The 26,966-nt window shown below is 73.8% G+C and carries 26 protein-coding genes; 11 read left to right on the forward strand and 15 right to left on the reverse strand.

The window, feature by feature from the left end; genetic code table 11:
* Positions 1-3: 3 nt before the first annotated feature.
* From KSE_RS14845 to KSE_RS14855, 3 genes are all read left to right on the forward strand, one after another.
* Positions 4-1,500, forward strand: a complete 1,497-nt coding sequence (locus KSE_RS14845; protein WP_014136133.1) for an aldehyde dehydrogenase family protein — start codon at positions 4-6, stop codon at positions 1,498-1,500.
* A complete protein-coding gene (locus KSE_RS14850; protein ID WP_014136134.1) occupies positions 1,493-2,395 on the forward strand; it encodes an aldehyde dehydrogenase family protein in 903 nt (300 codons plus the stop codon). The genes KSE_RS14845 and KSE_RS14850 overlap by 8 nt, the downstream gene beginning before the upstream one ends.
* A 213-nt stretch (positions 2,396-2,608) precedes the next feature.
* Complete coding sequence (locus KSE_RS14855) at positions 2,609-3,244, forward strand: immunoglobulin domain-containing family protein (RefSeq protein ID WP_014136135.1); 636 nt, start codon at positions 2,609-2,611, stop codon at positions 3,242-3,244.
* A gap of 4 nt (positions 3,245-3,248) precedes the next feature.
* Here KSE_RS14855 and KSE_RS14860 read toward each other — a convergent pair whose 3' ends face one another.
* Both KSE_RS14860 and KSE_RS38430 read right to left on the reverse strand, forming a co-directional pair.
* A complete protein-coding gene (locus KSE_RS14860) occupies positions 3,249-3,773 on the reverse strand; it encodes a DUF6328 family protein (protein ID WP_014136136.1) in 525 nt (174 codons plus the stop codon).
* Positions 3,774-4,039: 266 nt separating this feature from the next.
* Positions 4,040-4,858: a SigE family RNA polymerase sigma factor gene (locus KSE_RS38430; protein WP_014136137.1), complete on the reverse strand. Its 819-nt coding sequence runs from the start codon at positions 4,856-4,858 to the stop codon at positions 4,040-4,042.
* A 260-nt stretch (positions 4,859-5,118) separates the two neighbouring features.
* Between KSE_RS38430 and KSE_RS14870 the strand changes: the two genes are divergently transcribed.
* Genes KSE_RS14870 through KSE_RS38435 form a run of 4 tightly spaced genes read left to right on the forward strand, consistent with a single transcriptional unit; the run spans position 5,119 to position 8,400 of the window.
* On the forward strand, positions 5,119-5,805 hold the full coding sequence (locus tag KSE_RS14870) for a response regulator transcription factor (RefSeq protein ID WP_014136138.1): 687 nt from the start codon (positions 5,119-5,121) through the stop codon (positions 5,803-5,805).
* Positions 5,806-5,833: 28 nt separating this feature from the next.
* On the forward strand, positions 5,834-7,345 hold the full coding sequence (locus KSE_RS14875) for a sensor histidine kinase (protein WP_014136139.1): 1,512 nt from the start codon (positions 5,834-5,836) through the stop codon (positions 7,343-7,345).
* Complete coding sequence (locus KSE_RS14880) at positions 7,342-7,677, forward strand: hypothetical protein (protein ID WP_014136140.1); 336 nt, start codon at positions 7,342-7,344, stop codon at positions 7,675-7,677. The genes KSE_RS14875 and KSE_RS14880 overlap by 4 nt, the downstream gene beginning before the upstream one ends.
* 51 nt (positions 7,678-7,728) lie before the next feature.
* The gene (locus KSE_RS38435; RefSeq protein WP_014136141.1) at positions 7,729-8,400 is read left to right on the forward strand and encodes a VanZ family protein; all 672 of its coding nucleotides are present in this window, start codon (positions 7,729-7,731) and stop codon (positions 8,398-8,400) included.
* Between the two features lie 124 nt (positions 8,401-8,524).
* Here KSE_RS38435 and KSE_RS14890 read toward each other — a convergent pair whose 3' ends face one another.
* The gene (locus KSE_RS14890; protein ID WP_014136142.1) at positions 8,525-9,340 is read right to left on the reverse strand and encodes a hypothetical protein; all 816 of its coding nucleotides are present in this window, start codon (positions 9,338-9,340) and stop codon (positions 8,525-8,527) included.
* Between the two features lie 315 nt (positions 9,341-9,655).
* Between KSE_RS14890 and KSE_RS14895 the strand changes: the two genes are divergently transcribed.
* Positions 9,656-9,838, forward strand: a complete 183-nt coding sequence (locus KSE_RS14895; protein ID WP_014136143.1) for a PspC domain-containing protein — start codon at positions 9,656-9,658, stop codon at positions 9,836-9,838.
* 322 nt (positions 9,839-10,160) lie between these two features.
* Here KSE_RS14895 and KSE_RS38440 read toward each other — a convergent pair whose 3' ends face one another.
* The 3 genes from KSE_RS38440 to KSE_RS14915 form a co-directional block, all read right to left on the reverse strand.
* A complete protein-coding gene (locus KSE_RS38440; protein ID WP_014136144.1) occupies positions 10,161-10,655 on the reverse strand; it encodes a hypothetical protein in 495 nt (164 codons plus the stop codon).
* Between the two features lie 214 nt (positions 10,656-10,869).
* Entirely contained in the window at positions 10,870-12,018 is a 1,149-nt protein-coding gene (locus KSE_RS14910) for an adenosine deaminase (RefSeq protein WP_014136145.1), read from the reverse strand.
* A gap of 94 nt (positions 12,019-12,112) precedes the next feature.
* Positions 12,113-13,069, reverse strand: coding sequence for a LysR family transcriptional regulator (locus KSE_RS14915; protein ID WP_014136146.1), 957 nt, complete (start codon positions 13,067-13,069; stop codon positions 12,113-12,115).
* 64 nt (positions 13,070-13,133) lie between these two features.
* On the opposite strand from KSE_RS14915, the gene KSE_RS14920 reads away from it, so the two are divergent.
* Both KSE_RS14920 and KSE_RS14925 read left to right on the forward strand, forming a co-directional pair.
* A complete protein-coding gene (locus tag KSE_RS14920; protein WP_014136147.1) occupies positions 13,134-14,390 on the forward strand; it encodes an MFS transporter in 1,257 nt (418 codons plus the stop codon).
* Positions 14,387-14,944, forward strand: a complete 558-nt coding sequence (locus KSE_RS14925) for a Uma2 family endonuclease (RefSeq protein WP_014136148.1) — start codon at positions 14,387-14,389, stop codon at positions 14,942-14,944. Before KSE_RS14920 ends, KSE_RS14925 begins: the two co-directional genes overlap by 4 nt.
* On the opposite strand, the gene KSE_RS14930 is transcribed toward KSE_RS14925, so the two are convergent.
* The 9 genes from KSE_RS14930 to KSE_RS14970 all read right to left on the reverse strand — a co-directional run bounded on the left by KSE_RS14930 (position 14,941) and on the right by KSE_RS14970 (position 24,493).
* Complete coding sequence (locus KSE_RS14930; RefSeq protein ID WP_014136149.1) at positions 14,941-15,279, reverse strand: helix-turn-helix domain-containing protein; 339 nt, start codon at positions 15,277-15,279, stop codon at positions 14,941-14,943. The genes KSE_RS14925 and KSE_RS14930 overlap by 4 nt on opposite strands.
* On the reverse strand, positions 15,276-15,689 hold the full coding sequence (locus KSE_RS14935; protein WP_331457848.1) for a type II toxin-antitoxin system RelE/ParE family toxin: 414 nt from the start codon (positions 15,687-15,689) through the stop codon (positions 15,276-15,278). The genes KSE_RS14930 and KSE_RS14935 overlap by 4 nt, the downstream gene beginning before the upstream one ends.
* Before the next feature lie 16 nt (positions 15,690-15,705).
* A complete protein-coding gene (locus KSE_RS14940) occupies positions 15,706-16,983 on the reverse strand; it encodes a thymidine phosphorylase (RefSeq protein ID WP_014136150.1) in 1,278 nt (425 codons plus the stop codon).
* 95 nt (positions 16,984-17,078) lie between these two features.
* Positions 17,079-17,480: a cytidine deaminase gene (locus tag KSE_RS44700; protein ID WP_014136151.1), complete on the reverse strand. Its 402-nt coding sequence runs from the start codon at positions 17,478-17,480 to the stop codon at positions 17,079-17,081.
* Complete coding sequence (locus tag KSE_RS44705) at positions 17,477-18,742, reverse strand: ABC transporter permease (RefSeq protein ID WP_014136152.1); 1,266 nt, start codon at positions 18,740-18,742, stop codon at positions 17,477-17,479. Before KSE_RS44705 ends, KSE_RS44700 begins: the two co-directional genes overlap by 4 nt.
* Positions 18,739-19,905, reverse strand: a complete 1,167-nt coding sequence (locus tag KSE_RS14955; protein WP_014136153.1) for an ABC transporter permease — start codon at positions 19,903-19,905, stop codon at positions 18,739-18,741. Before KSE_RS14955 ends, KSE_RS44705 begins: the two co-directional genes overlap by 4 nt.
* Positions 19,906-19,909: 4 nt before the next feature.
* Entirely contained in the window at positions 19,910-21,529 is a 1,620-nt protein-coding gene (locus KSE_RS14960; protein WP_231873171.1) for an ABC transporter ATP-binding protein, read from the reverse strand.
* Between the two features lie 364 nt (positions 21,530-21,893).
* Positions 21,894-22,958 (reverse strand): BMP family lipoprotein, encoded by a 1,065-nt coding sequence (locus KSE_RS14965; protein ID WP_014136155.1) that lies wholly within the window; start codon positions 22,956-22,958, stop codon positions 21,894-21,896.
* Between the two features lie 284 nt (positions 22,959-23,242).
* A complete protein-coding gene (locus KSE_RS14970) occupies positions 23,243-24,493 on the reverse strand; it encodes an amidohydrolase (RefSeq protein WP_014136156.1) in 1,251 nt (416 codons plus the stop codon).
* Positions 24,494-24,892: 399 nt separating this feature from the next.
* On the opposite strand from KSE_RS14970, the gene KSE_RS14975 reads away from it, so the two are divergent.
* Entirely contained in the window at positions 24,893-26,947 is a 2,055-nt protein-coding gene (locus tag KSE_RS14975; RefSeq protein WP_014136157.1) for a S53 family peptidase, read from the forward strand.
* Positions 26,948-26,966 lie beyond the last annotated feature (19 nt).

The following is a 26,966-nucleotide window of genomic DNA, read 5'->3' on the forward strand; positions in this document are numbered from 1 at the left end:
ACGATGGCCAAGACCAAGAAGACCGAGACCGAGCAGCCCCTCCGCAAGGGCGGCCTGTTCGCGTACGCCCCGGCGCCCGAGTCCCCCGCCGCCGCGGGCGAGATCGCCACGAGCTACGGCCACTTCGTCGGCGGCGAGTTCGTCGACTCGTCCGGCTCGGAGGCGCTGAAGACCGTCAACCCGGCGACCGGGCAGGTGCTCGCCGAGTTCGCCCAGGGCACCGAGGAGGACGTCGACCGCGCGGTGAAGGCCGCCCGCGCGGCGTTCGCCGACTGGTCGGCGCTGCCGGGCTCCGAGCGCGCCAAGTACCTGTTCCGGATCGCCCGGATCGTCCAGGAGCGCAGCCGCGAGCTGGCCGTGCTGGAGTCGATCGACAACGGCAAGCCGATCCGGGAGACCCGCGACGTCGACCTGCCGCTGGTCGCCGCGCACTTCTTCTACTACGCGGGCTGGGCCGACAAGCTGGACTTCGCCGGGTTCGGGCCGAACCCGCGCCCGCTGGGCGTGGCCGCGCAGGTCATCCCGTGGAACTTCCCGCTGCTGATGCTGGCCTGGAAGGTCGCCCCGGCGCTGGCCACCGGCAACACGGTGGTGCTGAAGCCCGCCGAGACGACGCCGCTGACCGCGCTGCGCTTCGCCGAGATCTGCCGCCAGGCGGGCCTGCCGACGGGCGTGCTGAACATCGTCACCGGCGACGGCCGCACCGGCGCCGCGCTGACCGCGCACCCGGACGTGAACAAGGTCGCGTTCACCGGCTCCACCCCGGTCGGCCGGGCGATCGCCCGGCAGCTGGCCGGCAGCCGCAAGAAGCTGAGCCTGGAGCTGGGCGGCAAGGCCGCCAACATCGTGTTCGACGACGCGCCGCTGGACCAGGCGGTCGAGGGCATCGTCGACGGCATCTTCTTCAACCAGGGCCACGTCTGCTGCGCGGGCAGCCGCCTGCTGGTGCAGGAGTCGGTCCAGGACGAGCTGCTGGACGCGCTCAAGCGCCGGATGGGCACCCTGCGGGTCGGCGACCCGCTGGACAAGAACACCGACATCGGCGCGATCAACTCGGCCGCCCAGCTGGCCCGGATCACCGAGCTGGCGGAGGCCGGCGAGCGGGAGGGCGCCGAGCGCTGGGCCCCGGAGTGCGAACTCCCGGGCGCCGGCTACTGGTTCCGCCCGACCCTGTTCACCGGCGTCTCGCAGGCGCACCGGATCGCCCGCGAGGAGGTCTTCGGCCCGGTGCTGTCGGTGCTGACCTTCCGCACCCCCGCCGAGGCGGTGGAGAAGGCCAACAACACCCCGTACGGCCTGTCCGCGGGCATCTGGACGGAGAAGGGCTCGCGCATCCTGTGGATGGCGAACCGGCTCCGGGCGGGCGTGGTGTGGGCGAACACCTTCAACAAGTTCGACCCGACCTCGCCGTTCGGCGGGTACAAGGAGTCCGGTTACGGCCGCGAGGGCGGCCGCCACGGTCTGGAGCCCTACCTGAATGTCGAGGCCCTCGATGTCTGAGACCGCAGCGCGAATCGCGATCTTCAAGACCTACAAGCTGTACGTCGGCGGGAAGTTCCCGCGCTCGGAGAGCGGGCGGGTGTACGAGGTGACCGACACGAAGGGCCAGTGGCTGGCGAACGCCCCGCTGGGCACCCGCAAGGACGCCCGGGACGCCGTGCTGGCGGCCCGCGCGGCGGTCAAGGGCTGGGCGGGCACCACCGCGTACAACCGCGGCCAGGTGCTGTACCGGGTCGCCGAGATGCTGGAGGGCCGCCGGGAGCAGTTCGCGGCCGAGGTCGCGGCGGCCGAGGGCGTGGGCGCGAAGAAGGCGGCGGCGCTGGTGGACGCGGCGATCGACCGCTGGGTCTGGTACGCGGGCTGGACCGACAAGGTCGCGCAGGTCGCGGGCGGTGCCAACCCGGTGGCCGGGCCGTTCTTCAACCTGTCCGTCCCGGAGCCGACCGGCGTGGTCGGCGTCCTGGCGCCGCGGGCCGGCCACGGCTTCTCGCTGCTGGGCCTGGTGTCGGTGGTCGCCCCGGCGATCGCGACCGGCAACACCGTGGTGGTCGCGGCCGCCGAGCAGGCCCCGCTGCCCGCCCTCGCGCTGGGCGAGGTGCTGGCCACCTCGGACGTGCCGGGCGGCGTGGTGAACCTGCTCTCCGGCCGCACCGCGGACCTCGCCCCGACCCTGGCCTCGCACCAGGACGTCAACGCGCTGGACCTGGCCGGGGCGATCGACCCCGAGGGGCCCGGCGCGGCGGCGGCCCTGGAAGCCGCCGCGGCCGATACATTGAAGCGGGTGGTCCGACCGGCCGCCGACCCGTCCGCGGTGGACTGGACGGCCGCGCCCGGCACCGGACGGCTCCTCTCCTTCCTGGAGACCAAGACGGTCTGGCACCCGATGGGCACCTAGCCCGCCCGCCCGACCCCACAGACCGGCCGTCCTCAGTGCCCTACCCCCCCCCGGGGCCCGGGCGGCCGCGACGGGCCCGCACTTCTCCCCCCCCTGGTGCGGGCCCGTCCCCATGTCCGCCGGTCACGCGCCCCCGCACGCTCCCTCACTCCCGGTGAACGGGTCGACCGGCGGGTTCCGGGCCGCCCCTCCCATGCCTCAGACTGGTTCCCCGTGAGTGACACCCCGCTGAACCGCCGCCCGATATCCCGCGTCATCCTGCTGTCGGGCCCCTCGGGGTCGGGGAAGTCCTCGCTGGCCGAGCACAGCGGGCTCCCGGTGCTCCAGCTCGACGACTTCTACAAGGACGGCGACGACCCGACGCTGCCGCAGCTGCCCGACGGGGGCGGCCCGGACTGGGACTCGCCGCTCTCCTGGCACGCGGAGCAGGCGCTGGCGGCGATCCGGGCGCTGGCCTTCGAGGGCTGGGCCGAGGTGCCGGTGTACTCGATCCCGGACAACGGGCGCTCGGGCAGTCGGCTGCTGCTGCTGGACGGCGCCGCGGGCTTCGTCGCGGAGGGGATCTTCGCCGCCGAGCTGGTCCGCCGCTGCCAGGCGGAGGGCCTGCTGGGGGACGCGCTGTGCCTGCGCAACAAGCCGTCCACGACGGCCTGGCGGCGCTTCCGGCGGGACGTCCGGGAGGGCCGCAAGTCGGTGCCGTACCTGGTCCGCCGGGGGGTGCGGCTGATGCGGGCCGAACGCGGCATCGTCGCCCGCCAGGTCGAGCTGGGCTCGTACGCCTGCTCCGGCGTGGAGGCGGGGCGGCGGATCGCCGCGGTGGCCCGCCAACTGCCCGCCGAGCTGGTCTGACCGCTCACTCCGGGGGCGCGGGCAGGCTGCGGCGCACCGCCCACGGCAGGACGAACCACAGGCCGGTGAAGGCCAGCGCGACGGCCCCGGTGAGCGGCAGCGCCACCGCGGCGCCCAGCACCACGGTCAGCACCAGCAGCACCGCGCCGGACAGCGCGGCGGCCAGCAGCACCAGGCCGATCTGGGCGATCCGGGCCGAGACCCGGAGGATCCGCGGCCGCTCGGGGTGGTGCAGCAGCGCCCGGTGCAGCGCGACCGGGGTGGCCAGCACGGCGGCGGCGAGCACCGTGAGCAGGAGCACCGCGACGTACAGGTCCTGTTCGCCGGCGCCGAGTCCGGCGAACCCCGGGGTGAAGGCGACGCCGAGCAGGAAGGCGAAGACGATCTGCACGCCGGTCTGCAGCACCCGCAGTTCCTGCAGCATCTCGACCAGCCGCCGGTTGGCGCGGGCCTGCGGGCTCTCCGCGGGGTCGGGGCCGTCGGCGGGGTCGGCCGCGGGGTCGGGGCCGGAGGCGGGTGGCTGGTCCATCCGGCCATTGTCACGGCGGCGGGCCCGGCCCGGCCGCACGACGGGCACGACCGGCGCGACGGGCCCGGCCGCACGACCGGCGCGACGGGCCCGGCCGCACGACGAACGGGCGGGACCCCGGTGCCTTTCCCCCGCACCGGGGTCCCGCCCGTCTTCGTCACGGGTGCGGGACTTCCCCCCGCGGCCGCCTCCCCCGAGCCGGCCGCCGTGTCCCGCGCCCTTCCCCCCGTTTCCCCGTCCCCCGACGGGAGCCTGTTGCCCGCCGGTCAGGCGACCAGCTCGCCGAAGGCGTGCACGGTGTCGCCGGAGCGGTTGAGCTGCTCGTCCTCGCGCATCCGGCGCAGCGCGCGCCAGATGGAGCTCTTCACGGTGCCGACGCTGATGCCGAGGATGTCGGCGATCTCCGGGTCGGTGCGGCCCTCGTAGTAGCGCAGCACGAGCATGGTGCGCTGGTTCTCGGGCAGCTTGGCGAGCGCCTGCCAGAGCACGGCGCGCAGTTCGGTGCCGCCCATCGCGTCGGTGTCGCCGGCCTGCTCGGGGAGTTCCTCGGTCGGGTACTCGTTGACCTTGCGGCGGCGCCAGGCGGAGATGTGCAGGTTGGTCATGGTGCGGCGGAGGTACCCGCCGACGGCGGCCTTGTCGGTGATCCGGCCCCAGGCGCGGTAGGTGGAGAAGAGGGCGCTCTGCAGCAGGTCCTCGGCCTCGTAGCGGTCGCCGGTGAGGTGGTAGGCGGTGGCGTACAGGGAGGCGCGGCGCTCGCGCACGTACGCGGTGAACTCGGCGATGTCGCGCGCCTCGTCCGTCGCGGCGGCCGGGTGCTCCCCCTGTGCGCCTCCCTGTTCGGCCTGCTCCCCCCGGAACGTCTGCGGGGCGACCCGCAGCGTCCGTCCCGCGGCCTGGTTCCCCGACCGGCCGTGGGTGGTGTCCCCGCTCCTGGTCCCCACGACCGGGCGGCGGGTTCCGGCGTTGTGCGCGCACCCCCGTACGAGCACGTTGCCGGCGTTCTCCTCCTCGTACCTGGCCCGGCTGGTGCCGAGGACGGCGGAACGCGGCCCGGCGTTTCGGGTCGTCAGCGTTGCGGTCATCGGGCACCCCCATGGTCGGTACGAGCGGTTCGTCGCCGCCGGGGTCCCGGGTGGTGGCCCGTCTCCCTCGCGGCGACAGGGAAAATCCTGCCGTCCGCGCGTCATGGCGGTGTCCGTCGACTGTCACAGGGCTGTCACAGGACCGGCCGCCGCGGGGCATTCGGGTGCTCCTCGGTTGCGGACGCCGGACCGGTGCCCTCCGGTTCCCGCTCCCCCGGAGGTCACCCGGGTGGGTGCTTCCGGTGGCCGGGTGGGACACAATGACCCCCGTGTCTTTCCTGCTTCTGATCGAGGACGACGACGCCATTCGCACCGGCCTCGAACTCGCCCTCACCCGCCAGGGTCACCGGGTGGCCGCCGCCGCGTCCGGCGAGGACGGTCTGCGCCTGTTCAAGGAGCAGCGCCCGGACCTGATCGTGCTGGACGTGATGCTGCCCGGCATCGACGGCTTCGAGGTCTGCCGGCGGATCCGCCGCACCGACCAGTTGCCGATCATCCTGCTGACCGCCCGCTCCGACGACATCGACGTGGTGGTCGGCCTGGAGTCCGGCGCCGACGACTACGTGGTGAAACCGGTCCAGCCGCGCGTGCTGGACGCCCGGATCCGCGCGGTGCTGCGCCGCGGCGAACGGGAGAACTCGGACTCCTCCGCGTACGGCGGCCTGGTGATCGACCGCTCGGCGATGACCGTCACCAAGGACGGCCAGGACCTGCAGCTGACCCCGACCGAGCTGCGGCTGCTGCTGGAGCTCAGCCGCCGCCCGGGGCAGGCGCTCTCCCGGCAGCAGCTGCTGCGGCTGGTCTGGGAGCACGACTACCTGGGCGACTCCCGGCTGGTGGACGCCTGCGTGCAGCGGCTGCGGGCGAAGGTCGAGGACGTGCCGTCCGCGCCGACGCTGATCCGCACCGTCCGGGGTGTCGGCTACCGTCTCGACCCGCCCGTCTGAACCGCCCCTCCCCGACTGTGAGTCCTTCTTGACCGACCATCAGAGTGCGCCGCGCCGGACCCGTTCGGCGTCCTGGCGGCGGCTCAGTTCGCTGCGGGTCCGGCTGATCGCGGTGTTCGCCGCGGTGGCCCTGGTCACCGCCGTCTCCGCGTCCGGCATCGCCTACTGGCTGAACCGCGACGCGGTGCTCAAGCGCGCCCAGAACTCGGCGCTGAACGACTTCCGGGACTCGCTGACCCGGAACGTCACGGTGCTGCCGCTGAAGCCGAACTGCCAGGACCTGCACGCGCTGGCCGCCCAGGTGGCCAGCTCCGGGCTGGCCTACGACGTGGTGGTGGTCGACGACTCGGTGCCGGGCTGCACCGCGTCCTCCGACCCGATCGCGTTCGGCCAGCGCCAGATACCGGCGGCGCTGGCCGCCGCGGTGAACAAGCCGCGCGAGACCGGGCCCGGCAACCCGTACGAGTACCACCTGTACTGGCAGCGGGTGAACCTGGCCGGGCCGTACGTGGTCGGCGGGACGCGGATCGTGCCGGGCGGGCCGACCGCCTACATGTTCAAGTCGCTGCAGAACGAGCGGGCCGACCTGAACACCCTCGGCTGGTCGCTGGCGATCGCCACCCTGCTCGCCCTGGTCGGCTCGGCGCTGCTCGCCCAGGCCGCCTCGGCGACCGTGCTGCGGCCGGTGCGCCGGCTCGGGGACGCCGCCCGGCGGCTCGGCGAGGGCAAGCTGGACACCCGGCTCGACGTCGAGGGCAACGACGAACTCGCCGACCTGGCACGGACGTTCAACCGCACCGCGGAGTCGCTCTCGGACCAGGTCGCCGAACTGAGCGCGCGCGAGGCGCAGTCCCGCCGGTTCGTCGCCGACATGTCGCACGAGCTGCGCACCCCGCTGACCGCGATGACCGCCGTCACCGACATCCTGGAGGACGAGGCCGACGCGCTCGACCCGATGATCGAGCCGGCCGTGCGGATCGTGGTCTCCGAGACCCGGCGGCTGTCCGACCTGGTGGAGAACCTGATGGAGGTGACCCGGTTCGACGCGGGCACCGCCAAGCTGGTCGCCGACGAGGTCGACATGGCCGACCTGATCATGTCCTGCATCGACGGCCGGGCCTGGTACGACGCGGTCGACCTGGACGCCCCGCGCGGCATCCTGGCCGTCGTCGACCCGCGCCGCCTCGACGTGGTCTTCGCCAACCTGATCGGCAACGCGCTCAAGCACGGCGGCTCCCCGGTCCGGGTGCGGGTCCGCCAGGACGACGAGGCGCACACCGTGGTCGTCTCGGTCTCCGACGGCGGCCCCGGCATCCCGGAGGACGTCCTCCCGCACGTCTTCGACCGCTTCTACAAGGCCGACAAGGGCCGGGCCCGGTCCGAGGGCAGCGGCCTTGGCCTGTCCATCGCCGAGGCCAACGCCCGGATCCACGGCGGCGACATCACCGCCGCGAACAACCCGGACGGGGTCGGCGCGGTCTTCACCCTCACCCTGCCGCTCACCCAGCCGCCCGCCCCCGAGCCGGAGGACGCCCGATGACCGCCCGCCGCACCCTCGCCCTGCTGGCCGGCGCGCTGCTCGCCCCCGCCCTGCTGACCGGCTGCGGCATCCGCGCCACCGAGGTCCCCGTCGACGCGGGCGCCCCGGCCAGCCGCACCGCCTGCCCGAACGAGCTCCAGGTGCCGATGGCCCCCGAGCCCACCGACCCGCCCACCCCGCAGGCCGCCCCGACCCCCACCAGGTCGGCGGCCACCGGCAAGCCGGCCGCCGCCGCGTCCGGCTCCGCCGCGTCGGCGTCCGCGTCCCCGACCCCGGCCGTCACGGCGACCGGCGGCGCCTTCGTCGCCCCGTCGCCCAGCCACTGCCCCTGAGAAACCCGCGCCCCGGGAACCGCTCCCGGCGGGGGCCGCGTCCTCCGGGGTGTGCACACCACCGCACCCACCACACCCGTCGACCCCGGGAGCGCCGACCGGCCGCGCCGCGGGCGGGCGGTGCCGTACCGGTTCCGGGTCGCGGCCCGGGTGCTGCTGGGCGTGCTGGTGCTGGTGCTGGGCTGGCTGAGCCTGCGACCGGCGGCGGCGGCCTGGACCGCCCCGCCGAACCTCGACCCGCTCTCCTCGGTGCGCGAGGCGTTCGCGCTCGACGCCCGGGCCGCCGTCCACCGGCTCGCCTCCGGGATGCTGCCGCTCGCCCCGCTCGGGGTGCTGCTGCCGCTGGCGGTGGGTTCGCCGGCCCGGGCCTGGCTGCCGTCCTTCCTGCGGGCGACCGGCGCGGCCGCCCTGCTGGGCACCGCGCTGGAGATCCTGGAGGGCGTGGCGCCGGGCCACGTGCTGGACGTGGACGACGTGCTGCTCGGCACGGCGGGCGCGGCGCTGGCCCACCTGCTGCTGGTGCCGCCGCTGCGCGCCCTGGAGCGGCGCCGGGCGGCCGCGGCCGCCGGGCCGGCCGCCGGGCCCGCGGTGACGCCGGATCAGGTGACACCGGATCCGGTGACGCCGTTCGAGGACGCGGACGACCGGGGCCGGACCCGCCCGCGCCCCGTCCCGTCCGCCGCGCTGTCGGTGCTCGGCTCGACGGCCGCACCGCGCGGCTGAGCGCCCGTACCCTCCGTGCCCCGCCGCTCACCCCGGTCCGGTGCGATCCGGTCCGGTCGCGGACGCGCCACCGCCCGCCCGGAGACGCTTCCGGACGGGCGGTGGCGGGGGCGGCGCGGCCGGGTCAGTGGCCGAGCAGCGTCTTCAGGTCGATGGCGCCCGCCGGGGCGGCGGCCTGCACCGGCTTGTCGAAGTCGGAGAACTTCATGGTGCCGTTCTCCTTGCTCTCCAGCGAGAGCAGGTAGGGCTCGCCCTGGTTGGCGATGGCGGCGTCGGTGCTGGTGCCGTCGGAGCTCATGTTGATGATCACCGCGTCGAGGCCGGCGACCTTCTTGCTGCCCTTCAGGGTGCCCTTGTCGTCCGGGGCGCCCTCGTCGGTCAGGCCGACGTGCTTCTGGATCTGCAGGCCCAGGTCGCAGTAGGCGGCGTACTCGGCGACCTCGGCGCTGTCGCCGGCGGCGATCCACTTGCCGCCGGCCGCGGTGACGGCGGCGCCGCCCGCCGGGACCAGGACCTTGAGGAACTCGGTGTCCGGCTTGACCCACACCTTGCCGCCGGTGCGCAGCAGGTCGGCCTTGCCCTTGCCCTTGGCCGTGACGGTGCCGGCGCAGTTGCCCGAGCCGTCGGCGGCCAGGACGGCGCTCAGGTCGCCGTCCGCGGAGGAGACGGTGAAGTCCACCTTGACGCTCTTCAGCTTGGCGCCGGCGGCCTGCGACTTCTTGAGGATCTCCGGCACGGTCAGCTTCTCCAGCCCGCCGGGCGCGCCCGCGGCGGCGGGGGCGGGGGCGGCGGCGGCGCCACCGGAAGCGGCGGCCGAGGCGGGGGCGGAGGCGGCGGGAGCGGAGTCGCCCTTCTTGCCGCTGTCGGAGCCGCAGGCCGTCAGGCCGGTGACACCGAGAACGGAGAGCACGGTGACGGCCAGCAGCCGGTTCGCACGCATCAGAATCTGTCCTTGTTCTTATGAATCTCTTATGAGATCGATGGCGCGAGTCTCCCAGCCGCCGCTGACGCCTCCGGCGGCACCTCCGACTTCCTTACCGCTCTTTTACGTTTCCTTGACCGATGCCCCGCCGGCGACCCGCCAACCTCGGGGTGCCCCCGGAGCCGACCCTGATCCCGGCATCCCCCTGGACGGGTAGCCGCCCGGGGCCGGGATCGCCATCACGGCGGACGCGAAAGCCCAGGTCACGGCGGCAGGATGGAACCATCACCCCGGACGGACGGACCGCCCGGGACGCACTCCTCGGAGGAGACGATGAGCAGCCTCGCCCGCCCCCGCCACCACCGCGTCATCGCCGGCGTCTGCGCCGGCATCGCCCGGCGCTTCGGGCTCACCCCGTGGACGGTCCGGGTGATCTTCCTGGTGTCCTGCCTGCTGCCCGGCCCGCAGTTCCTGATCTACCTCGCGCTGTGGCTGCTGCTCCCCCAGGAGCCGTGAGCCCCGCCCGGACCACCCGCGCCGGACCGCACCCCGCCCACGCCACCCCGGCCGACGCCGCCTCCCCCCGGACGGGCTGGAACCGGGCAGCGCGCCGAGCACCCTGGAAGGCGTCGCCGCCGACCCGGACGGGATGGACGCCGCCGAGCGCCGGGAGTTCGCCCGGGCGCTGGAGCGGATCGGCGCGGACGAGCCGCCCGAGGTCAGGCAGTGGCCGCGCGCTGCCCGACCGGCCGGGCCTCCACGGCCGAGGCCGGACACGGCGGAGGGCCGCCCCGCGGATCGCGGGACGGCCCTGCGTCGTACGGCGGCCGGTCGGCCGTCAGCCGCCCAGGCCCGGGAGGCTGGGCAGGCCGGGGGCGCCGCCGCCGGTCGGGGAGAGGCTGCTCAGGGTGCCGACCACGCCGCCGACCGGGGTCTTGGAGAGGCCCTGGCCGCCGGGAACGGAGTCCAGGCCGCCGACCCGGTTGGCCGCGGCGGGCGCCGGGGCGCCCTGCGGGCCGTCCACGCCGCCCGGGCCGACCTGCTCGGCGACCGGCGGGGCCTGCTCCCCGGCCGGGGCCGGGGCGGGGGCGGCGGCCGGGGCGCCGGCGGTCGGGTTGAGCGTGCCGGTCACGGTGCCGAGCTGGTCGCCGCCGGGGAGCTTGCTCACCGCGCCGGTGGCCGCGCCGGTCACCCCGGGGTTGGTGAGCGCGCTGGTCGGCAGTCCGAGGCCGCCGGGGGCGACCGGCGCCGCGGCGGCCGAGCCGGCGGCGACGGCGGCGAAGGCGACGCCGAGCGCGGCGGTGCCGGCGGCCTTGAGAGTGGCCTGCTTCATGTGTGCGTCCTCAGTCCTGGTCGGGCCGGTGCGCCGGCGGACGCCCAGGGGGTTGGGGGACGTCGCCGTCACACCGAGTCAGCAGTGACCGGCCCACCGTAGTGAGCCGCCCCCGGGCCGTTCAAAATCCGGCCACTCCGGAGAGTGATAAGTCCGACCATCGCCCCGGACGCCGCACCGCTCATCCGATCAGCCCTCGGCCCGGCCCGCCCGTTCAGCCGCGCGGGCCGAACAGCCACTCCGCCTTCAGCTCGGCGTACCCGGGCTTGATCACGTCGCTGATCATCGCCAGCCGCTCGTCGAACGGCAGGAACGCCGACTTCATCGCGTTGACGGTGAACCACTCCAGGTCCGCCAGGGTGTACCCGAAGGCGTCCACCAGGTGCGCGAACTCGCGGCTCATCGAGGTGCCGCTCATCAGCCGGTTGTCGGTGTTGACGGTGACCCGGAACTTCAGCCGGGCCAGCAGCCCGATCGGGTGCTCGGCGTACGAGGCGGCCGCGCCGGTCTGCAGGTTGGAGGTGGGGCACATCTCCAGCGGGACCCGCTTGTCCCGGACGTAGGCGGCCAGCCGGCCGAGCCCCACCGCGCCGTCCTCGCCGACCGTGATGTCGTCCACGATCCGCACGCCGTGGCCGAGCCGGTCCGCGCCGCAGCACTGCAGCGCCTCCCAGATCGACGGCAGGCCGAACGCCTCGCCCGCGTGGATGGTGAAGTGGTTGTTCTCGCCCTTGAGGTAGTCGAACGCGGCCTGGTGCCGGGTCGGCGGGTGGCCCGCCTCGGCGCCGGCGATGTCGAAGCCGACCACGCCGCGGTCGCGGTGGCGGTTGGCCAGTTCGGCGATCTCCTGCGAGCGGGCGGCGTGCCGCATCGCGGTCAGCAGCGTCCCGACCCGGATCCGGCGGCCGCGCACCCGGGCGTTCGCCTCGCCGAGCCGGAAGCCCTCGTTGACCGCCTCGACCACCTCGTCCAGGCTCAGCCCGGCCTCCAGGTGCTGCTCCGGCGCGTACCGCACCTCGGCGTACACCACCCCGTCGGCGGCCAGGTCCTCGGCGCAGTCCGCCGCGACCCGCACGAGCGCGGCCCGGGTCTGCATCACCGCGCAGGTGTGCGCGAAGGTCTCCAGGTACCGCTCCAGCGAGCCGGAGTCGGCGGCCGCCCGGAACCACTCCCCGAGCTCCTTCGGGTCGGCGGTCGGCAGCCCCGCGTAGCCGCAGTCGGCGGCCAGTTCGACGACCGTCTCCGGCCGCAGCCCGCCGTCCAGGTGGTCGTGCAGCAGCACCTTCGGCGCGCGGGCGATCTGCTCGGACGTGGGGACGCGCGGGCCCGTGGCACCCGCGAAGGCGGCGATCTGCTTCTCCATTGCCGGAGCATATACCTACGCGCGTAGAACGCCTACCGCCACGCCGCCTCCCTCCCGCTCTCCCCGCGCAGCGGACCCCGCCCCCGAAGGCTGCCTAGTCGTGCGCCAGGATGCTCCCCCGCCGCGAGAGCACGAAGTCGCGGAAGGCCGCCGCCGGCGGCGTGAGCGGCCGGTTCGCGAGCCAGGCCAGGCCGATCGCGCGGCGGGTGCGGGGGGCGGTGACCTCCAGTTCGACGACGCCGGGGCGGGGGACCAGCGCCGGCGGGAGGAGGGAGACGCCGAGGCCGGCGGCGACCAGGCCGCGCAGGGTCTCGACCTCCTCGCCCTCGAAGGCGATCCGCGGGGTGAACCCGGCCTCGGCGCAGAAGCCCTCCATGATGTGGCGCAGCCCGTACCCCTCCTCGACGGTCACCCAGCTGTCCTCGGCGACCTCGGCGAGCCGGATCCGGCGGCGGCCCGCGAGGCGGTGCTCGGCGGGGACGGTGAGGTAGAGCCGCTGCTCGTCGAGCGGGCGCGAGACGAGGTCGGGCGCGTCGGGGATCGGGGAGACCAGGCAGAGGTCGAGCTCGCCGGCCCGCAGGCGCTCCAGCATCGCGGAGACGTGGTCCTGGACGAGCTGGAACCGCACCCGGGGGTGTCCGGTCCGGAAACCGCGCAGCAGCGCGGGCACCGCGTCGGTGCCCATGGTGTGCAGGAAGCCGAAGGCGACCCGGCCGGCCGCCGGGTCGGCCTCGGCCCGGGCGGCCTCGACGCCGCGCTCGACCTCGGCCAGAGCGCGTTCGACGGCGTCCAGCAGGATCCGGCCGGCCCGGGTGAGCCGGACGGCGCGGCCCTGGCGGGCGAGCAGGTCGACGCCGAGCTCGGCCTCCAGCCGGGCGACGGCGCGCGAGAGGGTGGGCTGCGGCCTGCCGAGCAGCTGGGCGGCCTGGGTGACGTGCTCCAGCCGGGCGACGGCCGCGAACTCGGCCAACTGCGGTGCGAGCACCGTCACATCGGCGTCCGGGCCGAGTTCGGCGAGGCGGACGGGCCCGGAGCTGCTCTCATGCGTCACGGCATGAATGATCCCGCATTGATGCATTGGACGCATCAGCCGCCCCGGTCCTAGCGTCGACGCCATGCAGCCCGCCAGTACCGAGGCGTCCGCGCCCGCCCCCGTCCGCACTCCCGCCGACCTGCGCCTGCGCCCGGGCAGCCGGGACTTCCGCCGCGCCAACCTCGCCCTGTTCGCGGCCGGAGTGGCCACCTTCGTCCTGCTGTACTCGACCCAGGGCCTGCTGCCGCTGCTCTCCGCCGACCTCGGCCTGACGCCCGGCCAGGCCAGCTGGACGGCGTCCGCCGCCACCCTCGGGCTCGCGCTCGCGCTGCTCCCGGCCAGCGCCCTGTCCGACCGCTACGGGCGCACCGCGGTGATGACCGCGTCCACCCTCGCCGCCGCGCTGCTCGCGCTGGTCCTGCCGTTCGCCCCGGACCTCACCACCCTGGTGGTGCTGCGCGCCGTGCAGGGCGCGGCGCTCGCGGGGCTGCCCGCGACCGCGATGGCCTACCTCGCCGAGGAGGTGCACCCGGCGGCGCTGGCCTCCGCGATGGGCCTGTACGTGGCCGGGAACTCGATCGGCGGGATGGGCGGCCGGCTGGTCTCGGGCTGGGCCGGCGCCGCGTGGGGCTGGCGCTGGGGCCTCGCGGTCTCGGCCGGCCTGGCGCTGCTCGCCGCCCTGGCCTTCCGCGCCCTCGTCCCGCGCGCCCGGCACTTCCGCCGGGCGCCGGTCGACGCGCGGGCGCTGGCCGCGACCGTCTCGGGGCACCTGCGCGACCCGCTGCTGCTGCGGCTGTACGCGCTCGGGATGCTCTTCATGGCCGTCTTCGGCGCCGTCTACACCACCGTCGGCTACCGGCTCACGGCCGCGCCCTTCCACCTCCCGCAGTCGATCGCCGCGTCGGTCTTCGTGGTCTACCTGGTCGGCACCGCCTCCTCCGCCTCGGCGGGCCGGCTGACCGCCCGCTGGGGCCGCCGCGGCACCCTCTACCTGGCGATCTCCACCACCGCGGCCGGCCTGCTGCTCTCCCTCGCGGACTCGCTGGCCTGCACGGTCCTCGGCCTGGTCCTGATCACCGCCGGCTTCTTCGCCGGCCACGCCACCGCCTCCTCCTCGGTCGGCCGCACCGCCACCACCGGCCGCGCCCAGGCCTCCGCCCTCTACCTGATCGCCTACTACCTGGGCAACAGCCTCGGCGGCACCCTGGGCGCCGACGCCTACCACTCCACCGGCTGGCCGGGCACCGCCACCGTCGCCCTCACCGCGGTGGCCGGCGCGGCCGGCGTCACCCTCTACGCCACCCACCGCGCGCGAGGCGTCACTACACTTCAGACATGAGCCTCGACCCCGCCGTGTTCGCCAAGCTCCGTGAGATCGCCGACCAGCTGCCGCAGACTCCGGGGATAGGGAAGATCGAGATCGCGAACGGCACGGTCGTGATGACGATGTCGCCGGTGAAGCGACACGAACTCGCGGTGATCCGCATCGCTCAGCAGCTCAACGGGCAGCTTCCGCAGACCCACCCCGGCTACATCGCCCACGGTGGCGCCGACTTGGTCGACCCCGTCCACGGGTGCCTCCGCAACCCCGACCTCATGGTCTTCCCGGAGGCGGCGCTGGACGACGAGGCTCCGGCGTTCCTGCCCCACGAGATTCTGCTCGTCGTCGAGATCGTCTCGAAATCCAACTCCGAGACCGATTATCACGCCAAGGTCGCCGACTACGCCGCCATGGGCATCCCGCTCTACCTCCTGGTCGACCCCCGCCTGGGCACCGGCGTCATCCACTCCGAACCGAACTACACCCGCCGCACCGACTTCGCCTTCGGCGACGTGATCACCGTCGGCCCCTGGACCCTCGACACCGGCGTCCTGCGCACCTACGGCGGTTAAGCCGCCGAGGGCTCGAAGCGGACGGTGGCGGCCCGGCCGGACGCCAGGTGGATGTCGAGCTGGGACTCCAGCGCGGTGGCCAGCCGGTGCAGCAGCGGAAGCGTGGGAACGGTGTCCCCGTCCTCGATGGCCTCGATCCGGGCCTCCGTGAGGTTCGCCCGCCCGGCCAGTTCGCCCGTCGAGAGCCCGAGCACGGTCCGGCGGTCGTACACCGCCTGCCCGAGCGCCATCGCGTACCGGATCTCCAGCCGCAGCGCGGTCACCTCGGCGTCCTCCTGCTCGGCCTCACCGAGCAGGGCCCGGGTGCGGGCGGTCTTCCACTGGGAGTGGTTCATCGGATGTCGCCCTTCGTGATCGCGCGGCTGAACTCCTCGTGCGCCGGCGGATGCTCCGCCTGGCAGGTCTTCTGCGCCCCCAACACCCGAGTGACTTCTGCGGTCTCCCGCATCCTGGTCTTGGAGAACACCGTCCACAGGACGATCCGCCGCTCCGGCGCGAGCCAGTAGGTGATTCTCGTGGCCTCCCCCGCCAGGCCGAACCGCAGCTCCCGCAGCGGGCCGCCGAGGTGTCGGGAGTAGGGCTCGCCGAGTGTCGTCGGACGCTCGGCCAGGAGGTCGACGGCTTCCTCCGCCTTGGCGTACAGCCTGGTCGGCAGCGCTGAGAGCCAGCCCCTGATCTCGGGCTCGATCTCGACGAGGTACCGGTTCCCGTGCCTGCGGCGCAGCGTAGTACCGCCGCGCCGCAGGCACGGAGTCGTACGGCTATCCGATCCGGTCCAGCACGATCGGCGCCGGGGTGAACGCCGTGCCGGCCGGGGCGACGGTGACGGCGCCGGTGAGGGCCTCCAGGGCGTAGGGGAGGCGTTCGGGGGTGTCGGTGTGCAGGGTGAGCAGGGGCTGGCCGGCGGTGACGTGGTCGCCGGGCTTGGCGTGGAGTTCGACGCCGGCGCCGGCCTGGACGGGGTCCTCCTTGCGGGCGCGGCCGGCGCCGAGGCGCCAGGCGGTGACGCCGACGGCGTAGGCGTCGAGGGCGGTGAGGACGCCGGTGGCGGGGGCGGGGACGACGTGCCGTTCGCGGGCGACCGGGAGGGGGGCGTCGGGGTCGCCGCCCTGGGCGGTGATCATGCGGCGCCAGTGGTCCATGGCGGAGCCGTCGCGGAGCGCGTCGGCGGGGTCCTTGCCGCGGACGCCGGCGGCGGTGAGCATTTCGCGGGCGAGGGCGAGGGTGAGTTCGACGACGTCGGCGGGGCCGCCGCCGGCCAGTACCTCGACGGATTCGCGGACTTCGAGCGCGTTGCCGGCGGTGAGTCCGAGCGGGGTGGACATGTCGGTGAGCAGGGCGACCGTGGCGACACCGGCGGAGCGGCCCAACCCGACCATGGTGCGGGCGAGTTCGCGGGCGTCGTCGAGGTTCTTCATGAAGGCGCCGGAGCCGACCTTGACGTCGAGGACGAGGGCGCCGGTGCCTTCGGCGATCTTCTTGGACATGATCGAGGAGGCGATCAGCGGGATCGCCTCGACGGTGCCGGTGACGTCCCGGAGGGCGTAGAGCTTCTTGTCGGCGGGGGCGAGCCCGTCGCCGGCGGCGCAGATGACGGCGCCGCAGCCGCGCAGCACGTCGAGCATCTCCTCGTTGGAGAGCAGGGCCCGCCAGCCGGGGATGGACTCCAGCTTGTCGAGGGTGCCGCCGGTGTGGCCGAGGCCGCGGCCGGAGAGCTGCGGGACGGCGGCGCCGCAGGCGGCGACCAGCGGGGCGAGCGGGAGGGTGATCTTGTCGCCGACGCCGCCGGTGGAGTGCTTGTCGGCGGTGGGGACGCCGAGCGCGGTGAAGTCCATCCGTTCGCCGGAGCGGATCATCGCGTCGGTCCAGCGGCTGATCTCCCGGGGGGTCATGCCGTTGAGCAGGATCGCCATCGCGAGGGCGGACATCTGCTCGTCGGCGACCTCGCCGCGGGTGTAGGCGTCGATGACCCAGTCGATCTGGGGGTCGGTCAGTTCGCCCCGGTCGCGCTTGGCCCGGATGACGGAGATGGCGTCCATGCAGGTGCTCCAGAAGGTCCGGAAGGGGGGTGGAATGCGCAGAGTGCCGCGGGATGTCCTCCCGCGACACTCTACGCGCGTCACACAAGAAAGGGCTACAACCGCTCCGGCCCGAACGCGTCCGGCAGCACCTCGCTCATCGGCCGTACCCCGGAGGGCAGTTCGACCAGCAGCCCGGGCCCGCCGTGCTCGTACAGCAGCTGGCGGCAGCGCCCGCACGGCATCAGCGGCTCGCCGGCGCCGTCCACGCAGGCGAAGGCGACCAGCCGGCCGCCGCCGGAGGCGTGCAGCGCGGAGACCAGCCCGCACTCGGCGCACAGGCCGAGGCCGTACGAGGCGTTCTCCACGTTGCAGCCGACCACCGTGCGGCCGTCCTCGACCAGCGCGGCGGCCCCGACCGGGTACTTGCTGTAGGGGGCGTACGCGTGCCGCATCGCCTCCCGGGCAGCCTCCCGCAGCGCCGCCCAGTCGATGTCGCCGGGCGCGACCGCCGTCACTTGGCCTGCCCCTTGCGGTAGACCTGGCCGTCGGCCTTCGGCATCCGCAGCCGCTGCGAGGCGAGCGCGAGCACCACCAGGGTGATCACGTACGGGGTGGCGACGATCAGCGGGCGCTGCACCTCGTCGGTGCAGGCGTACCAGGTGGCGACGCCGCCCGCGACGACGGTGCTGATCAGGCCGGCGGTGAGCTTGCGGCGGTAGAACTGCCAGACGGCGAGCAGCGCCATCGCGATGGCGACCACCAGCAGCAGCACGTGCACCGAGTCGGCGTCGCGCAGCTGGAGGCTGTCGGTGAAGCCGAACAGGCCCGCGCCGGCGGCCAGGCCGCCCGGCATCCAGTTGCCGAAGATCATCGCGGCCAGGCCGATGAAGCCGCGGCCCTGGGTCTGGCCGTCCCGGTAGAAGTGCGCGGCGACCAGCGAGAGGTAGGCGCCGCCGAGGCCCGCGAAGGCGCCGGAGGAGACCACCGCGAGGTACTTGTACGTGTAGACGTTGACGCCCAGCGACTCGGCGGCGGTCGGGTTCTCGCCGCAGGAGCGCAGCCGCAGGCCGAACACGGTGCGCCAGAGCAGGAAGTAGCTGGCGACCAGGAACGCGGCGGCGATCAGGGTGACCACCGACAGGTCGGTGACCAGGCCGCGGACGACGCCGGCCACGTCGGAGACCAGGAACCAGTGGTGCTTCTCGATGTCGCCGAGCCAGTCGGACAGGCCGGGGACGGTGAAGGTCGGCAGCGAGTCGGCGGGCGGCGACTGGTTGGCGCCGGCGCCGTCGGCCACGTAGTCCTTGTAGTAGATCCGGTTGACGTACGCGCAGATGCCGGGGATCAGCAGGTTGATGCCGACGCCGGAGACGATGTGGTCGACGCCGAAGGTGACGGTGACCAGCGCGTGCAGCAGGCCGCCGAGCGCGCCGCCCGCCATGCCGGCCAGCAGGCCGACCCAGGGGTTGACCAGGAAGCCGCCCCAGGCGCCGCAGAAGGTGCCGGCCACCATCATGCCTTCGAGGCCGATGTTGACGACGCCCGCGCGCTCGGACCACAGGCCGCCGAGGCCGGCCATCGCGATCGGGACGGCGGAGGCCAGCGCGGCGCCGATCTGGCCGGAGGAGGTCAGGCCGTGGTTGCCGGTGGCGGCGCCGACCGCGGCGAACAGCACCAGGGCGAGCGCGATCAGCAGCAGCACCACCGGCCAGGTGAGCTTGGTCCGCTTCGCGGGGGCGGCCGGCGTCTTGGGCTTGCCGGCGACTGCGGTGCTCATGCCGCGACCTCCTTCTGGGCGGCCGCGGCAGCCTGCGCGGCGAGCTCGGCGCCGACCTTCTGCTGCTGGCGCTTGAGGCCGTAGCGGCGCACCAGCTCGTAGGCCACGACGACACAGATGACGATGGTGCCCTGGATCACCGGGATGATCTCGGACGGGTAGTCGCCCCGGGTGGGCAGCTGGGCGCCGGAGGCGTCCAGGAAGGCGAACAGCAGCGCGGAGAACGCGATGCCGATCGGGGTGTTGCGGCCGAGCAGCGCCACCGAGATGCCGATGAAGCCGAGGCCGGTCTGCACGTTCTGCCCGAAGTACGGGGTGTTCTGCATGAGTTCGGGCAGGCCGACCAGGCCGGCCAGCGCGCCGGAGACCACGATCGAGGTGATCACCATGCGCTTGACGTTGACGCCGGAGGCGCCGGCGGCGCTCTCCGAGCGGCCGGTGGCGCGCAGGTCGAAGCCGAACCGGGTGCGGTTCAGGGTGAACTGGAAGACCACGCCGACCAGCACCGCGATCACGATGAAGCCCCACAGGGTGCCGCCCTGGGTCTCGATCGAGAAGAACCGGCTGGACTCGGAGATCTTGCCGGTCTGGATCGAGTTGGTGGTGCCGCTGGTCTTCGGCGCGAAGACGCCGGGCACCAGCAGCACGCCGATCACGGCGGTGGCGATGGCGTTCAGCATGATGGTCGAGATGACCTCGCTGACGCCCCGGTAGACCTTCAGCAGGCCGGCGATCGAGGCCCACAGGCCGCCGACGCACATCGCGACGACCAGCAGCAGCGGGATCTGCAGGAAGGCCGGCAGGTCGACCTGGGTGCCGACGAACGCGGCGAACATCATGGCCAGCTTGTACTGGCCCTCGATGCCGATGTTGAACAGGTTCATCCGGAACCCGAACGCGGCGGCGGCCGCGGCCAGGTAGTACACGGTGGCCTTGTTCAGCACGGCGACCTGGCCGTCGGACGCGGTGCCGTAGCTCCACATGATCGAGAAGGCGTCGAACGGGTCGCGGCCGGAGGCCGCCAGCAGGCCGCCGGCGATGATCAGCGACAGCAGCACCGCCAGCACGGGGGCGGCCAGGGCGAGCCCGATCCGCTCCAGGTCGACGCGCTCGCGCAGCGACCGCTTGGCCGGGGCCGGGGCCGGGGGGTTGGGACTGGTCATGTGGCTACTCCCCCGCCTGCGCGTCGTCGGCGGTGTCGGTGGACGGGGCATCGGACGGCGCGTCGGACGGCGCGCCGCCGGCCGGGGCGACGGTCTCGGCCTCGGTGCCCTCGGCGGCGAGGGCCTGCGCCTCGGCGACGGCCTCCGGGTCGGACTCGATGTGGCCGGTGGCGGCGCCGGTCATGGCGCTGCCCAGGTCCTCGGCGGTGACGGTGGCCGGGTCGGCGTCGGCGACCAGCCGGCCGCGGTAGATCACCCGGATGGTGTCGGACAGGCCGATCAGCTCGTCCAGGTCGGCGGAGATCAGCAGCACCGCGAGGCCCTCGCGCTGGGCGGAGCGGATCTGCTCCCAGATCTGGGCCTGCGCGCCGACGTCCACGCCGCGGGTGGGGTGGGCGGCGATCAGCAGCTTCGGGGAGTGGCTCATCTCCCGGCCGATGATCAGCTTCTGCTGGTTGCCGCCGGACAGCGAGGCCGCGGTGACCTCGATGCCGGGGGTGCGGACGTCGTACTCCTCGACGATCCGCTGGGTGTCGGCGCGGGCGCCGGCCGGGTCGAGCAGCAGGCCCTTGGAGTTGGGCCGCTCGGTGACGTGGCCGAGGATCCGGTTCTCCCACAGCGGGGCTTCCAGCAGCAGGCCGTGCCGGTGCCGGTCCTCCGGGATGTAGCCGATGCCGGCCTCCCGGCGGGCCCGGGTCAGGGTGCCGGTCAGGTCGGCGCCGTCCAGCGTGACGGTGCCGGCGTCCAGCGGGAGCATGCCCATGATGGCCTCGACCAGTTCGGCCTGGCCGTTGCCCTCGACGCCGGCGATGCCGAGGATCTCGCCCTTGCGGATCCGCAGCGACACGTCGTCCAGGACGACCCGCTCGACGCCCTCGGCGTCCGGCTTGGCGATCCGCAGGCCCTCGACCGCGAGCATCTCGGTGTCGGTGACGGTCGACTCGCGGCTCTCCGGGGAGGGCAGTTCGGCGCCGACCATCAGCTCCGCCAGCTGCCGGGCGGTGACCCGGCGCGGGTCGGCGTCGCCGACCGTGGTGCCGCGGCGGATCACGCTGATCGCGTCGGCGACCGAGAGCACCTCGTGCAGCTTGTGCGAGATGAAGATGACGGTGACGCCCTCGGTCTTGAGCTCGCGCAGGTTGTCGAACAGCGCGTCGACCTCCTGCGGGACGAGGACGGCGGTCGGCTCGTCGAGGATCAGGATCCGGGCGCCGCGGTACAGCACCTTGAGGATCTCGACCCGCTGCCGGTCGGCCACGCCCAGGTCCTCGACCAGCGCGTCCGGCTTCACGCCGAGGCCGTACTGGTCGGAGAGCTCGCGGATCCGCGCCTTCGCCCTGGCGCCGATGCCGTACAGGCTCTCGCCGCCCAGGACGATGTTCTCCCAGACGGTGAAGTTGTCGGCCAGCATGAAGTGCTGGTGGACCATGCCGATGCCGCGCGCGATGGCGTCCGCCGGGGTGGAGAACTCCACCTGCTCGCCGTCGACGGCGATGGTGCCCTCGTCCGGCTTCTGCATGCCGTAGAGGATCTTCATCAGGGTGGACTTGCCCGCGCCGTTCTCCCCCATCAGCGCGTGCACGGTGCCCCGCCGCACGGTGATGTCGATGTCGTGGTTGGCCACCACACCGGGGAAGCGCTTGGTGATGCCGCGCAGTTCGACGGCAGGTGTCGCCGTCCCCGCGCTGGGGGTGCCGCCCGTGGGGGCGGTGTCGGAGGGGGTGATGGCGATCTCCTGCTGGTCGTCGGGCGCTTCGTCGCGCTGAGGGCTCAGGGGGAAACCCGGGGGCCGGGCCGCGCGGGCCGGGCGCGGTGCGGCGGTGTGGACCGCGGGGGGTGCGGAGGGTGCGGGGGTGCGGGGGTGCGCAACCGGCAGGGGCCCGGACGGGCGCGCGTGCGGGCGCGTCCGTCCGGGCCCCTGCCGTCGTGCGATCCGGTCCCGGAGCCGCCGCCCGGCGGGGCGGCGGCCGCGGGGGTGCGGAACAGCCTTACGGGGCGGTCGGGATGGTGGTCTGGCCGCTGGTGATCTGCTGGGTGGCGGCGTCGATCTTCGCCTTGATGTCGTCGATGTTGCCGCCGGTGGTGGCCAGCGAGACGCCGCCCGCCTTCAGGTCGAAGTTCTGCACGCCGCCCTGGACGCTGTTGTCCTTCGCCGACTTGATGTAGGTGAAGACGGCCTTGTCCACGTTCTTCACCATCGAGGTGAGGATGCGGGCCTTGTACTTCTCCAGGGCCGGCTGCTTGGCCTGGTCGGAGTCGACGCCGATGGCCCACTTGTCGCCGGCCTGGTTGGAGGCGACGGCCTCGATCGCGCCGGTGCCGGAGGAGCCGGCCGCCGAGTAGATGACGTCCGCGCCCTTGTCGAGCTGGCCCTGCGCGGCCTGCTTGCCCTTGCCGGGGTCGGCGAAGCCGGTGAAGTCCGGCGGGGTGGTCAGGTAGGTGACCTCGACCTGGATGTTCGAGTCGACGGACTTGGCGCCCGCGGTGTAGCCGGCCTCGAACTTCTTGATCAGCTCGGACTGCACGCCGCCGATGAAGCCGACGTGCTTGCTCTTGGACTTGTTGGCCGCGGCCACGCCCGCCAGGTAGGAGCCCTGCTCCTCGGAGAAGGTCAGCGAGGTGACGTTCTTCGGCTGGTCGGCGGAGGAGGAGTCGATGATCGCGAACTTGACGTTCGGGTTCTCGGCGGCGACCTTGTTGACCGCGTCCTGGTAGACGAAGCCGACCGCGATGATCGGGTTGAAGCCGCTGGTGACCAGCGACTTCAGGCGCTGCTCCTTGTCGCCCTCGGACTCGCCGGACTTGGCCTCGGCCTCGTTGATGGTCGCGCCCAGCTCGCTCTTGGCCTGGTCCAGACCACGCGCGGCGGAGTCGTTGAAGGACTGGTCGCCGCGGCCGCCGATGTCGTAGGCCATGCCGACCTTGAACGACGAGCCGCCGGCGCCGGCCGAGGCGGAGTTGTTGTCGGTGCTCTTTGCGCCGCAGGCGGCGAGCGAAGCCATGCCCAGGGAACCCGAGAGCACGACCGCGGCGAGCTTGAGTGAACGGCGCAAGGGAGTTTCTCCTTCTCACACACCCGATTGGCGTGGTCGAGCGCCACCGTAACGCGCGTAGAACACGGTTGTGTTACGGCCTGCGGAGGCATCCGGGTTGTTATCAAAATGTGGTCGTACGCCCGGGCAAATACGGACATAGCACCACACGGGAGCAACCCCGTGTTCATTACCGGCTGGTATCGGGCCACCACGGTACGCCTCCGCCGGGGCCCCGAGAAGATGCCGCGCCGGACATGCGAAGGGCCCTCCCCGGGGGGAGGGCCCTCGACGGTCGCGCCGGTTCAGATCCGGGCGTGCTCCAGCGCCAGCGCGGCGAACAGCTCGACGCCGACCGCGATCGCCCGCTCGTCCGCGTCGAAGTCGCCCTGGTGCAGGTCGCGCGCGCCCTTCTCGTGCGGGCCGCGGACGCCCAGCCGGGCCAGCGCACCGGGGGCGTGCTCCAGGTACCAGGAGAAGTCCTCGCCGCCGAGGCTCTGCTCGGTGGGTTCGACCACCGGGCCGCGGCCCTCGGCGAACCGGGCGTTCATCGCGGTCTCCAACTGGTCGATCGAGGCGGCCTCGTTGACCACCGGCGGGACGCCCCGGTGGTAGTCGAGGGTCCACTTGGCGCGGTAGGTCTCGGCGAGGTGGGCGACCAGGTCCTCCAGCACCTCGGGCGCCTCCCGCCAGCCGGCCAGGTCGAGGCAGCGGACGGTGCCCTCCAGCTCGGCGTGCAGCGGGATCACGTTCGGCGCGGAGCCGGCCGCGATCCGGCCCCAGACCAGCGAGACGCCCCAGCGCGGGTCCATCAGGCGGGAGAGCCCGGCGGGCAGCTCGGCGGCCAGCTTGGCGACGACGCTGACCAGGTCGGTGGTCAGGTGCGGGCGGGCGGTGTGGCCGCCGGGGCCGTCGACCGCGATCCGGACCTTGTCGCAGGCCGAGGTGATCGCCCCGGTCTTCAGCGCGATCCGGCCGACCGGCACCTTCGGGTCGCAGTGCACGGCGAAGATCCGCCCGACGCCCTCCATCCCGCCGGCCGCGATCACGTCCAGCGCGCCGCCGGGCATCATCTCCTCGGCCGGCTGGAAGATCAGCCGCACCGGCCGGGCCAGCTCCCCCGCCTCCATCGCCTGGGCCAGCACCAGCCCGGTGCCGAGCACCACCGCGGTGTGCACGTCGTGGCCGCAGGCGTGCGCCCGGCCGGGCAGCGTGGAGCGGTACGGGACGTCCTGCTTGGCGTCGTCGACCGGCAGCGCGTCGATGTCGGCGCGGAAGGCGAGCAGCGGGGTGCCGGGCGCGGTGCCGGGCGGCACCAGGTCCACCAGCAGGCCGGTGCCGCCGGGCAGCACCCGGGGTTCGAGGCCGGCCGCGACCAGCCGCTCGCGCAGCAGCCGGGTGGTCCGGAACTCCTGGCGGCCGAGCTCGGGGTGCCGGTGGAGGTCACGCCGCAGTTCGATCAACTCGTCCTGGTACGACGCGACTCGGGCGCGCAGGTCGGCGGCGGGACGGGCGGCGGTGACGGTGGCGGCGGCTGCCGACTGGGGAGCGTTCACCTTGGCAAGCCTATGACTCCGGAAGGATTTTGGCCCGGGTTCCGGAGAACTCGGCACCGGATGGGTGCATAGCGGCCGCTGGGATGGGTAGGACACTTCGTTTCAGCCCGCCCTTCGTTCCGGGGTCCCCGCCCTGTGCAACGACCTGCCCCGGGGATCGGACACGGCGGCCGCCCCGGGCCGGGCCCCGGGCCCGGCGATCAAACGCTTCCCCCCGATCCGGTCATGCCGGGGTAAAGCTTTCGGGCCTGCTCTTGAGCGGCGTACATCAGTCCGAATAGACAGCTTCCGCACAGTCAACTCCGGTGCCGCGGTGGGGGCCTTCCGCCCGCGGCGCGCCTCGTCACGCCCTCACGAGGGGCAGCTGACGCTCCATCGAACCGAGAAGGGGGGACCGACGTGCCCATATCGCGCAACCGGCTCGCCGGCAGCATCGCTCCGGCCACCGTCGCCGCCGCACTGATCCTCACCACCCTGGGCGCGGCCGCTCCGGCCTCCGCCGCCACCCCGGCCGGCGACACCGCCCGGGCCCTGCCCGGCACCCACCCCGCCTGGGCCACCCCGCAGGCCGACGCCGGCGCCACCGACGCGTCCGCCCCGGCCTCCGCCCGGATCTACCTGGCCGGCCGCGACGCCAGCGGGCTGGCCGCGCTCGCCAGGGCGGTCTCCGACCCGAACTCGGCCTCCTACGGCCAGTACCTGGGCGCGGACCAGGTGCGGGCGCGGTTCGGCGCCACCCCCCAGCAGGTCAAGGCCGTCACCGACTGGGTGACCGGCGCGGGCCTGACCGTCTCCGCGAGCACCAGCCACTACGTGCAGGTCTCCGGCTCGACCGGCGCGCTGGCCCGGGCCTTCGGCACCGGCTTCCACGACTACCGCACCGCGGACGGCACCCACCGGGCGCCGACCGCCGACGCCAAGGTCCCGGCGGCCGTGGCCGACGCGGTGCTGGCCGTCTCCGGCCTGGCCGACGCGATCCACAAGAACTCCTCGGACGCCACCTCGGTGCGCGCCGCCGAGCAGCGCGGCGCCGCCGCCTCCCGGCTCGCCGCCCCGGACAAGAAGGCCCCGGCCACCCTGCCGGAGGTGCCGACCTGCTCCGAGGACGGCTACGGCTCCAAGACCGCCAAGGGCGCCCCGGTCGGCTACGAGAAGAACGAGCCCTTCGCCCCCTGCTCGTACGTCCCGTCCCAGCTGCGCAAGGCGTACGGCGTCACCGACGCCAAGGTCAGCGGCAAGGGCGCCCGGGTCGCGGTCATCGACGCGTACGGCCTGTCCACCATGGAGCAGGACGCGAACCACTACGCGGCGCTGCACGGCGACCAGCCGTTCAAGCCGGGCCAGTACACCGAGTACGTCACCCCGGACAAGTGGACCCACCAGGCCGAGTGCGGCGGTCCCGAGGGCTGGGCCGGCGAGGAGGCGCTCGACGTCGAGATGGTGCACGGCCTCGCGCCCGACGCCCAGGTCGTCTACGTCGGCGGCAACTCCTGCTACGACGAGGACCTGTACGACGCGATGGCCAAGGTCGTCGACGAGCACCTGGCCGACGTGGTCTCCAACTCCTGGGGCGAGATCATGCACGGCACCGGCGGGGACATCGACCCCGCCGTGGTCGCCGCCGACAACCAGGTCTTCCAGCTCGGCGCGGTGACCGGCATCGGCTTCACCTTCTCGTCCGGCGACTGCGGCGACAGCTCGCCGGGCGCGGCCGCCACCGGCGTCAACTGCCAGGCCGACACCAACCAGGCGCAGGCCGACTGGCCGTCCGCCTCCCCGTGGGTCACCTCGGTCGGCGGCACCGCGCTGCAGCTCGGCGACAAGGCCGGCAAGTACGGCGGCGAGGTGTCGATGGGCGACCTGCGCTCGGTGCTCTCGGCCGACCGGAAGTCCTGGAGCCCGTTCCCCGGCGCCTTCTACTTCGGCGGCGGCGGCGGTGTCTCCAAGGACTTCGCCCAGCCCTGGTACCAGCAGGGCGTCGTGCCGGACCGGATCTCCAGGACCGCGGCCGACGGCACCCAGTCGGCGACCCCGCTGCGCGCCACCCCGGACATCGCGATGAGCGGTGACCTGGTCGCCGCCACCCTGGTCGGCTTCACCAACGGCGGCACCTACAGCGAGGGCGGCTACGGCGGCACCTCGGTCTCCGCGCCGGAGACCGCCGCGATGTTCGCCGACGCCATCCAGGCCCGCGGCGGCCGCGCCCTCGGCTTCGCCAACCCGGCGCTCTACGACCGGGCCGGCGGCAAGGCGTTCAACGACGTCGACGACGACGCCAACCGCTCCAAGCGCGGCAACGTGGTCGACCTCGGCCTGGTGAACGGCTCGCTCCGGGTCCGCCTCTACAAGATCGGCGCCGACTTCGGCCTCTCCGCCTCGCGCGGCTACGACACGGCCACCGGCCTGGGCTCCCCGGGCAAGGGCTTCTTCAAGTCCTTCGAGCTGAAGAAGTAGCAGCCGGTCGGACGGACGC

It is taken from the genome of Kitasatospora setae KM-6054, from assembly GCF_000269985.1.
Classification (GTDB): Bacteria; Actinomycetota; Actinomycetes; order Streptomycetales; family Streptomycetaceae; genus Kitasatospora; species Kitasatospora setae.

What these genes read in the sequence shown, in the direction of transcription:
- KSE_RS14845 (WP_014136133.1), top strand. Translation starts at nt 4, where the DNA reads ATGGCCAAGACCAAGAAGACCGAGACCGAGCAGCCCCTCCGCAAGGGC.
- KSE_RS14850 (WP_014136134.1), top strand. Translation starts at nt 1,493, where the DNA reads ATGTCTGAGACCGCAGCGCGAATCGCGATCTTCAAGACCTACAAGCTG.
- KSE_RS14860 (WP_014136136.1), bottom strand. Translation starts at nt 3,773, where the DNA reads ATGGACCAGCCACCCGCCTCCGGCCCCGACCCCGCGGCCGACCCCGCC.
- KSE_RS38430 (WP_014136137.1), bottom strand. Translation starts at nt 4,858, where the DNA reads ATGACCGCAACGCTGACGACCCGAAACGCCGGGCCGCGTTCCGCCGTC.
- KSE_RS14870 (WP_014136138.1), top strand. Translation starts at nt 5,119, where the DNA reads ATGACCCCCGTGTCTTTCCTGCTTCTGATCGAGGACGACGACGCCATT.
- KSE_RS14880 (WP_014136140.1), top strand. Translation starts at nt 7,342, where the DNA reads ATGACCGCCCGCCGCACCCTCGCCCTGCTGGCCGGCGCGCTGCTCGCC.
- KSE_RS14890 (WP_014136142.1), bottom strand. Translation starts at nt 9,340, where the DNA reads ATGCGTGCGAACCGGCTGCTGGCCGTCACCGTGCTCTCCGTTCTCGGT.
- KSE_RS14895 (WP_014136143.1), top strand. Translation starts at nt 9,656, where the DNA reads ATGAGCAGCCTCGCCCGCCCCCGCCACCACCGCGTCATCGCCGGCGTC.
- KSE_RS38440 (WP_014136144.1), bottom strand. Translation starts at nt 10,655, where the DNA reads ATGAAGCAGGCCACTCTCAAGGCCGCCGGCACCGCCGCGCTCGGCGTC.
- KSE_RS14910 (WP_014136145.1), bottom strand. Translation starts at nt 12,018, where the DNA reads ATGGAGAAGCAGATCGCCGCCTTCGCGGGTGCCACGGGCCCGCGCGTC.
- KSE_RS14920 (WP_014136147.1), top strand. Translation starts at nt 13,134, where the DNA reads ATGCAGCCCGCCAGTACCGAGGCGTCCGCGCCCGCCCCCGTCCGCACT.
- KSE_RS14925 (WP_014136148.1), top strand. Translation starts at nt 14,387, where the DNA reads ATGAGCCTCGACCCCGCCGTGTTCGCCAAGCTCCGTGAGATCGCCGAC.
- KSE_RS14930 (WP_014136149.1), bottom strand. Translation starts at nt 15,279, where the DNA reads ATGAACCACTCCCAGTGGAAGACCGCCCGCACCCGGGCCCTGCTCGGT.
- KSE_RS14940 (WP_014136150.1), bottom strand. Translation starts at nt 16,983, where the DNA reads ATGGACGCCATCTCCGTCATCCGGGCCAAGCGCGACCGGGGCGAACTG.
- KSE_RS44705 (WP_014136152.1), bottom strand. Translation starts at nt 18,742, where the DNA reads ATGAGCACCGCAGTCGCCGGCAAGCCCAAGACGCCGGCCGCCCCCGCG.
- KSE_RS14955 (WP_014136153.1), bottom strand. Translation starts at nt 19,905, where the DNA reads ATGACCAGTCCCAACCCCCCGGCCCCGGCCCCGGCCAAGCGGTCGCTG.